Consider the following 7,614-nt stretch of genomic DNA (forward strand, 5'->3'; position numbering starts at 1 on the left):
TTCTTTCGGACGATATCGATTCAATCGTATCTTGCCTTCCCAGTGGTACTATCTCCTTCCATTCAAGCCCCTAAAATACAAAATTAGGGTATGAATGAATCCTTTTATTTTCTTTCGTAAACGTACGAGCTTTCGGGATTGCGAGATCTCCGGAGGTCATGACAGTCTTGTTTATCCTTTCCCAATATTATAGACCTTGAATCCAATTTTTTCAAGTTCGACTTTTGAAAGTACATTACGTCCATCGAAGAGAAAGGCTGGTTTTAACATTTCATTATAAACCTTATTCCAATCGTAGGTTTTGAATTCGTCCCATTCGGTTAGGATGGCAACAGCATGAGCTGATTTCATTGCAGTATATGGATCATTATGGATTGTGACCAAACTACGGATTTCGTCCATGCTCATCACTTCACCTTGCTCCACATATTGTCCTATACGATGCGTTTGTAAGTACTCCAAATCAGCAAAAATCTGCTCTTTTGTCACCTTAGGATCAAAAATATGAATTTCTGCTCTATCTTGAAGTAATTCATCAGCGACATATAAAGCTGCTGTTTCACGCGTATCATTGGTGTCTTCTTTGAAAGACCAACCTAAGAAGGCAATTTTCTTGCCAGAAACGGTATTAAATAGTGTATCAATAATATTCTTAGCAAAACGATGCTTTTGAAAATCGTTCATCTTTATGACCTGCGCCCAATAATCAGCAACTTCAGGCAAATTAAAATGCTGACACAAATAAACTAGATTTAAGATATCCTTTTGAAAACAAGAACCTCCAAAACCAACTGATGACTTTAGAAATTTAGATCCAATACGAGAATCAGCACCAATGGCATGTGATATTTCGTCCACATCAGCTCCCGTCTTTTCGCAAAGTGCTGAAATAGCATTAATGGAAGATACGCGCTGAGCCAAAAAAGCATTGGCTGTCAGCTTGGATAATTCCGAAGACCACACACGTGTTGTAATAATATTGCTAAGAGGCACCCAATTTGTATAAATATCAACTAAGGATTGAACAGCTGACTGCCCTTCTTCTGTATCTTCGCCACCAATTAAAACACGATCAGGAGCATATAAGTCTGAAACAGCTGTTCCTTCTGCTAAGAACTCAGGACTTGATAGAATCTGAAAATTCACACCATTTCCTGTGGAATTTAAAATAGTTCTTAAGGCTTCCGCTGTACGGACTGGTAGTGTTGATTTCTCAACGATAATTTTATCATCTTTAGAGACTCTGGCAATTTGTCGGGCACACAATTCAATATATTTCAAATCAGCTGCCATTCCCTTACCGACCCCATAAGTTTTGGTTGGGGTATTCACTGAGATAAAGATCATCTGTGCTTCATCAATGGCTTTGTCAACTTCAGTAGAAAAGAACAAATTTCGACCTCGAGCTTCAGCGATCACATCAGCTAATCCAGGTTCATAAATAGGTAATTTATCCAAATCAGCATCGTTCCAATCAGCAATGCGTTGTTCATTCAAATCGACCACAGTCACATTTATATGTGGACATTTTTTAGCAATCATTGCCATAGTTGGACCACCAACGTAACCTGCACCTATGCAGCAAATATTTTTTATTATTCTCGCTTTAGTCATTTCTGTTACTTTGTGTTTGAGATCCCTCGACAAGCGCAGGATGACAATATTATACAGTTCTTTAATGTTTGAAATCCCTCAACCACTACTGTCATCCTGAACGGATGTACGTAGTGAAGGAGCTGTCTACTTTTCCGATCTATTATAGTATTACTAAAGATGACAATTCATTCTGTTCCTTTATAATTGAGACTCCTCAATCACTATTGTCATCCTGAACGTGATGAAGGATCTGTCTGTTTTTCTTTAAACTTTAAACTTTTACCTTGACACTTTAATCACAGAGATCCCTCGATTCCTCGGGATGACAAAATCAATGCTGTCATCCTGAACGGAAGTACATATTGAAGGATCTGTCTACTTTTCCGATCTATTATAGTATTACTAAAGATGACAATTCATTCTGTTCCTTTATAATTGAGACTCCTCAATCACCATTGTCATTCTGTACGTAGAGAAGGATCTGTCTGATTTTCATTAACCTTTACACTTTCACCTTGACACTTTAATCACAGAGATCCCTCGTCGCTTCGCTTCCCTCGGGATGACAATATTCGTGCTGTCATCTTGAACGTAGTGAAAGATCTGTCTATTTTTCTTTAAACTTTAGACTTTCACCTTTACACTTTAAATCAAGAGATCCCTCGACATCCCGATAGCTATCGGGATCGGGATGACAATACAAATGCTGTCATCCTGAATGAAGGAACGTAGTGAAGGATCTACTCAAACAAAAAACTCTCCCTCTAAAAAGTTCCATTCAGGATTAAATTCCGAGATTAAATTATTCTTTTTCTCTCGTCGCCATCCTTTAAGTATTTTTTCTCTCTCAATCGCCAAATTCACATCATCGTGTTCTTCAAAATAAATCAGATGATTACAATTATATCGTTTTGTAAAAGCGTTTATGTGATCTACATGATTTACATGTTCATTCAATCGTCTTTGTAAATTATTTGTTACACCTATATATAAAACAGTTTTGTTTTTATTTGTTAATATGTAGACGTAATAAGTTTTCATTTTGTCTATTTTAAATATTCAGATCCCTCGACAAGAGCAAAATTACAATACGTTCGGTTCATTTGTGTTTAAGATCCCTCGTCGCTTCGCTTCCCTCGGGATGACAAGATCAATGCTGTCATCCTGAATACAGTGAAGGATCTGTCTTCTTTTACCTCTTAACTTTTTGAATGAGATCCCTCGTCGCTAGGCTTCCCTCGGGATGACAATTATTCAGACCATTGCTTTTTAATACTAGCAAAAAACTCCTTACCAAAAACCATCCCCACACCAACAATACCTCCAAGGAAAATCCAAATAATAAGGATCATTGGGCGTTTCGGTTTTGATTTATCTAATGGTACAGAAACAGGATCGATAATGGTAAAAACTGGTGTATCCTCTTTCACTTGTATTTTTTGAGTCTCTAGCTGCTTGGCTAATTCCGTATAAACCGACGATGCCATTGAAAATTCAGATTGCAAACGTTCCATTTGGGTTTGAGCCATAGCCGTGCTCACATTTTTATTCTGATCGCGAAAGCGAGCCAACTTGTTCTGAGCTACCGTAAAAGCCGCTTCTTTTTCAGCATAGCGCTCTTCAATAAAAGTCATCTGCTCCTTGGCTTTCTTTATTTTAAAATCAGTAATCGCTTCTTGCAATAAGACCTGTGCACGTTGCACCATCTCCGCAGCTGGACGCGCCTCAGGCATACGAGAAGAGATCGACACATATCCATCCTTATCGTTCACTTCCAAGGAAAGTTGTGAAGATAGTATATTCATCAACTTTTTGTCATACTGAGAGATTGTTAAAAGTTGGTCATTCCCTTCGACTTCGCTCAGGGCCCCTTGGTCTTTTCCACGAATAGCATTTAAAATCAAACCTGGTAAACCAATGGTATATTTTTTGATGTATCCAAAAAGACCTGGTTTGGCAATTTCTAAATAATAATCTTGGAAACTCACTTTCTCCTTTTGTCCTTCAATGGTCAAAAGTGTCTTCATCATTTCCTTTTGGAAGGGCACAGATTCAATGATTTTTGGATAGAGTGATGGTGGAATAGTAGAACCTGATCCTGCACTTCCCAAATTGATTCCTGCCATAGCAGCTAATCCACCTAGTGATCCACCCAAGCTAGAACCTCCCTTGGCTGACTGGGGAACCATCGTTGTAGATGCCGTAAACTCCTTAGCCGAGAATAGGGCAATAAATAAACCTAAGGCCATAAAGATTAAGGTTGTTTTAATCACAGTTCTTCTTCCTGCCCATAGGGTCTTGGCGAGTTGGATTAAATCTATTTCGTCTTCCGCAACTGGAGAAGGTGTATTATTTATATTTGTTTTATCTGGGTTCATATGTATCTATTCTAATTTGTTTGTTTTCAGTTATCCTGCCCTTCGGGCGATATCGGTCCCGATAGCTATCGGGATCGGTTATCTAAGTTTAGTTGTCAGTTATTAATTATCAGCTACGTGTTTTCCAGTTCTTTTGCACAAATTCAATAAATCGATGCATCTTCTTTCCTAAATCACTAGAATTTATAATCAGCCTCCTAATCTCATCTTTGTCATACAAATCATTTAGCATCTCCAAGTGAGACTCTGTCTCCAAGAGAGATGCATTCGCAGTAATCAAGAATCTTAAAAAGTCAGCTTTATATTTTCGCCTCCCATATCCTTCTACAATATTAGCCCTAACGCTTTGAGCGGATCTTCGAATTTGACTACCAAGTTCATACATTTCTGTTTTAGGTAAATCCATAGACATTTTATGAACATCTGCAGCTAAACGGAATGCTTCATTATAAACATCTAAATCTTTATAAGTTTTCATTTTCCTAAAATTCAAAATTAATCCTACAACTGATTGGTCAAAAACCGATAACTGATCCCGATAGCTATCGGGACCGACAACGGACATCTCTATTCTACCATTTGCGTAATTAAAATCTCAATCATTAACTATTGACCAATCACCATTCACAATCTACCTAACAGTAATAGCAATAGCCGTAAACATACTCACAAGCGCCGTTGAAATACTTACCCACATACCTGTTTTAGCAGCTTTGTTAAATTCTGGTTTTTCAGGTACGATAACCTCACAACCTGGTCGTAGTTTAGGATAACGACGACCAAACAAACCTCCTTTTGTTGATTCTGCAGTTCCATTTGCGTACAAGACATATGACTTGCTCTTTTTAGCCGATTGAGAAAAACCTCCACTAGCCTGAATATATTTTTTAAATTTCATTTTGGATTTAAAAGTATGAGCTACAGGACTCAGAACAGCACCCGAAACTTTTACGGTTTGCATTTGTTCAGGAACCAAAAGTTGATCTCCGTCTTGCAATTGCAAATCTTCAACACCACCTGGCATATTAAGAATTTTAACCAAGTCAATTCCAACCACTTGGTAAGTAATACGCTCAACCATAACATTTGTCATTGTTGAATCTTGACTTAGCAATGCAACTTTAGCATCGTACTCAGCATCACTCAACTCATGTTTTCTACGTAAGGAAGCTCCCTCAACAAAAGCCTCTGGCGTAACACCACCCGCACGTTTTATAACATCCGAAATTTTTTCCCCCTTAAAGGTTACCCCAAAATCACCAGCATACGCCACTTCGCCTTGAACCTTAACCACAGCCTGTGGACGAAAACCAGGAGCACGACGTACGTAAACCTTATCAAAGGCATTTAGAGTAAAAGCCGCATCTTCTGCAGACATCTTCAACTGTCTATCTATTGGAAATTGAAAAGAATAAGATAACTTATTAGTCAACGATTCAATTTCTTTTTTATTTAAAATACGACTAACCTCTACGGCTGAAACTTCTGCTTGTTCAAGAAATCCACCTGCCATATAGACCAAATCAGCCAGCTTTAAATTTTCGGCATAAGCATAAGTTCCTGGAAATTGAACTTCACCAACAATTTCTATTGTTCTTGCTTCACGCATATCAAAAATCGAAGAAATCTGAATTCTATCATTTTTTTGTAAAGCCATATCGGTTTTACCATTCAAAACATCACGAAGACAAAAAGACAAACTCTCAAAGGTAAAATCCTTTTTCTTACGAACAATAACGCCTCGCTCCATATATGCCTCTTCTTTTGCACCTTCAGCCCTATCAATCAATTGTGAGAGCATTAAGCCATCTGTCATTTCATAATCACCAGGTCGATATACTGCTCCTTCTAGGATCACCCTATTTTCAAACCGATCAATTACCTGACCAGCCACAATAGAATCACCATTCATTATAGCAACTGAAGCATAATCCTCAGCAGTAACATCTCTAAAACTCAGCGTTCTCGTATTATTTCTATACATAGAGATTCTATGCGTATAGGCATTCTCAGAAAAACCTCCAGCATAACGAAGCATATCTGCAAGCGTTTCTTCACTTTTAGCCTCAAACCAACCTTCACGTTTAAATTCGCCAGCAACTTTAACTCTATTCTGATAAGGACGAATTAAAATCACATCCTGATCACGAAGTTGAATATTCTGCTGTGTTTTACCATCTATCAAGTAGGCGTACACATCAATATCAGCAACTATTTTTCCATCACGAAGCAAGTCTATTTGTCTAAAAGAACCCTTTTCATTTGGTCCGCCAGCTAAATATAAAGCATTAAATATAGATGCAGTAGCTGGCAAAGTATATGTTCCTGGCGTAATAACTTCTCCAATTACATTCACAACTACAGCTTTTAACTGTCCTGTACTTACATCAACAAATGTATTCGGTCTATCCCCTTTCATTCCTGAATAGATAGACATCAAACGTTTCGTTATTTTATCTTGAACTTTAGAAAAAGGCAATCCCGCAACTTGCACAGGCCCCAAATCTGTTATATTAACATTTCCATTATTCATCACAGTTAAACTATACGTTTGCTGTGAAGCACCATAAACATCGACAAGTAACTCATCACCAACGCCCAAAGTGTAAGAATCAGAAACAGGAATATCTACAGATGGAGAAAAACTAAGTTTATCAGAATTAAAAAATTGGAATCCAAAGATCTTACTCATCTTCTCCTTTAAATCTTCATCAAGTTCTCCTTTTTCACTTATATTGTCCAACACATCTGTGTCTAACTTTTTCAGCTGTGTTGAATCACCACGTTCGCTCCATTTTAAAGCCTCAATCCTTCGTTGCATTTCTGCAATTTGAGTTTCTGATGCGCCTTTAGCTCGAGCCATAACAATGACTTCTTCAATACCAAGACCTTTTTTATTCATCTCGTCAACAAGCTTCTGAATCTGAGCATCGCTCAATTTAGAAACATCAACAGTGGCTGGATTCACATCTTGAGCCAATACTGTCTGAGACAGACCAACAAACATGAAAAGAATTAAAATGGTTTTCAGAAACCGAATCATAATATAAATTTTAGCTATTTCACAATTATTCAAACACTTAACACAAACATTCATTTTATTTTGACTAACAAGAACAAAAAACTGATGAGTGCATTTACTTAAGTTTTGCAAAAGTAGAAACTAATGCTTTAATCAACAAGTTTTACACACCTTCAATTCAACAAAAAAAAGACAAGGGTAAAGGAAGGAAAGGCGAAGGTGCGAATTGGCGACAAGGAGAAACAAAAAAATACAACCACAGATTTCACAGATTACACAAATTTTTAAAAAAAGTTTTTGCCTGAAGGGCAAATATGATTATAGCCCAGGGCAAATAAGCGAAGCGAATGCCACCCTGGGTTATAGTAAGCGCCTTGTAAATCGTCGCACGAGCAAAATCTCATTTAAAGCAAAACAGATTCTATGCGACGGAAGGGGTAATTCAAAAATTGAAAAAGAATTCAAGATTATCCCGAAAGATACTGTGTTAAATTCCAAATAATATTATCAGAAATTATTATTAAATTTGTAATTCATAAGGAAGTCCTCTTACTGCAAAGACTATCCTGTTCAGGGGAGACATAGTTCTCCTCTTTTTTATACTAAGACAATGTCTTA

The 7,614-nt window shown here is 37.4% G+C and carries 5 protein-coding genes; all 5 read right to left on the reverse strand.

Annotated elements, in window-relative coordinates:
• Nucleotides 1-171: 171 nt before the first annotated feature.
• On the reverse strand, nt 172-1,614 hold the full coding sequence (locus tag EMN46_RS18235; protein WP_154202437.1) for a UDP-glucose 6-dehydrogenase: 1,443 nt from the start codon (nt 1,612-1,614) through the stop codon (nt 172-174).
• Nucleotides 1,615-2,340: 726 nt separating this feature from the next.
• A complete protein-coding gene (locus EMN46_RS18240; protein ID WP_154202439.1) occupies nt 2,341-2,637 on the reverse strand; it encodes a GIY-YIG nuclease family protein in 297 nt (98 codons plus the stop codon).
• Nucleotides 2,638-2,846: 209 nt separating this feature from the next.
• A complete protein-coding gene (locus tag EMN46_RS18245; RefSeq protein WP_154202440.1) occupies nt 2,847-3,974 on the reverse strand; it encodes a GNVR domain-containing protein in 1,128 nt (375 codons plus the stop codon).
• A gap of 109 nt (nt 3,975-4,083) precedes the next feature.
• Nucleotides 4,084-4,452: a four helix bundle protein gene (locus EMN46_RS18250; RefSeq protein WP_154202444.1), complete on the reverse strand. Its 369-nt coding sequence runs from the start codon at nt 4,450-4,452 to the stop codon at nt 4,084-4,086.
• A gap of 153 nt (nt 4,453-4,605) precedes the next feature.
• Nucleotides 4,606-7,017 carry an SLBB domain-containing protein gene (locus EMN46_RS18255; RefSeq protein WP_195715314.1) on the reverse strand — a complete coding sequence of 804 codons (2,412 nt, stop codon included), beginning with the start codon at nt 7,015-7,017 and terminating at the stop codon, nt 4,606-4,608.
• Nucleotides 7,018-7,614: the final 597 nt, after the last annotated feature.

The organism is Ancylomarina sp. 16SWW S1-10-2 (genome assembly GCF_009669305.1).
Classification (GTDB): Bacteria; Bacteroidota; Bacteroidia; order Bacteroidales; family Marinifilaceae; genus Ancylomarina.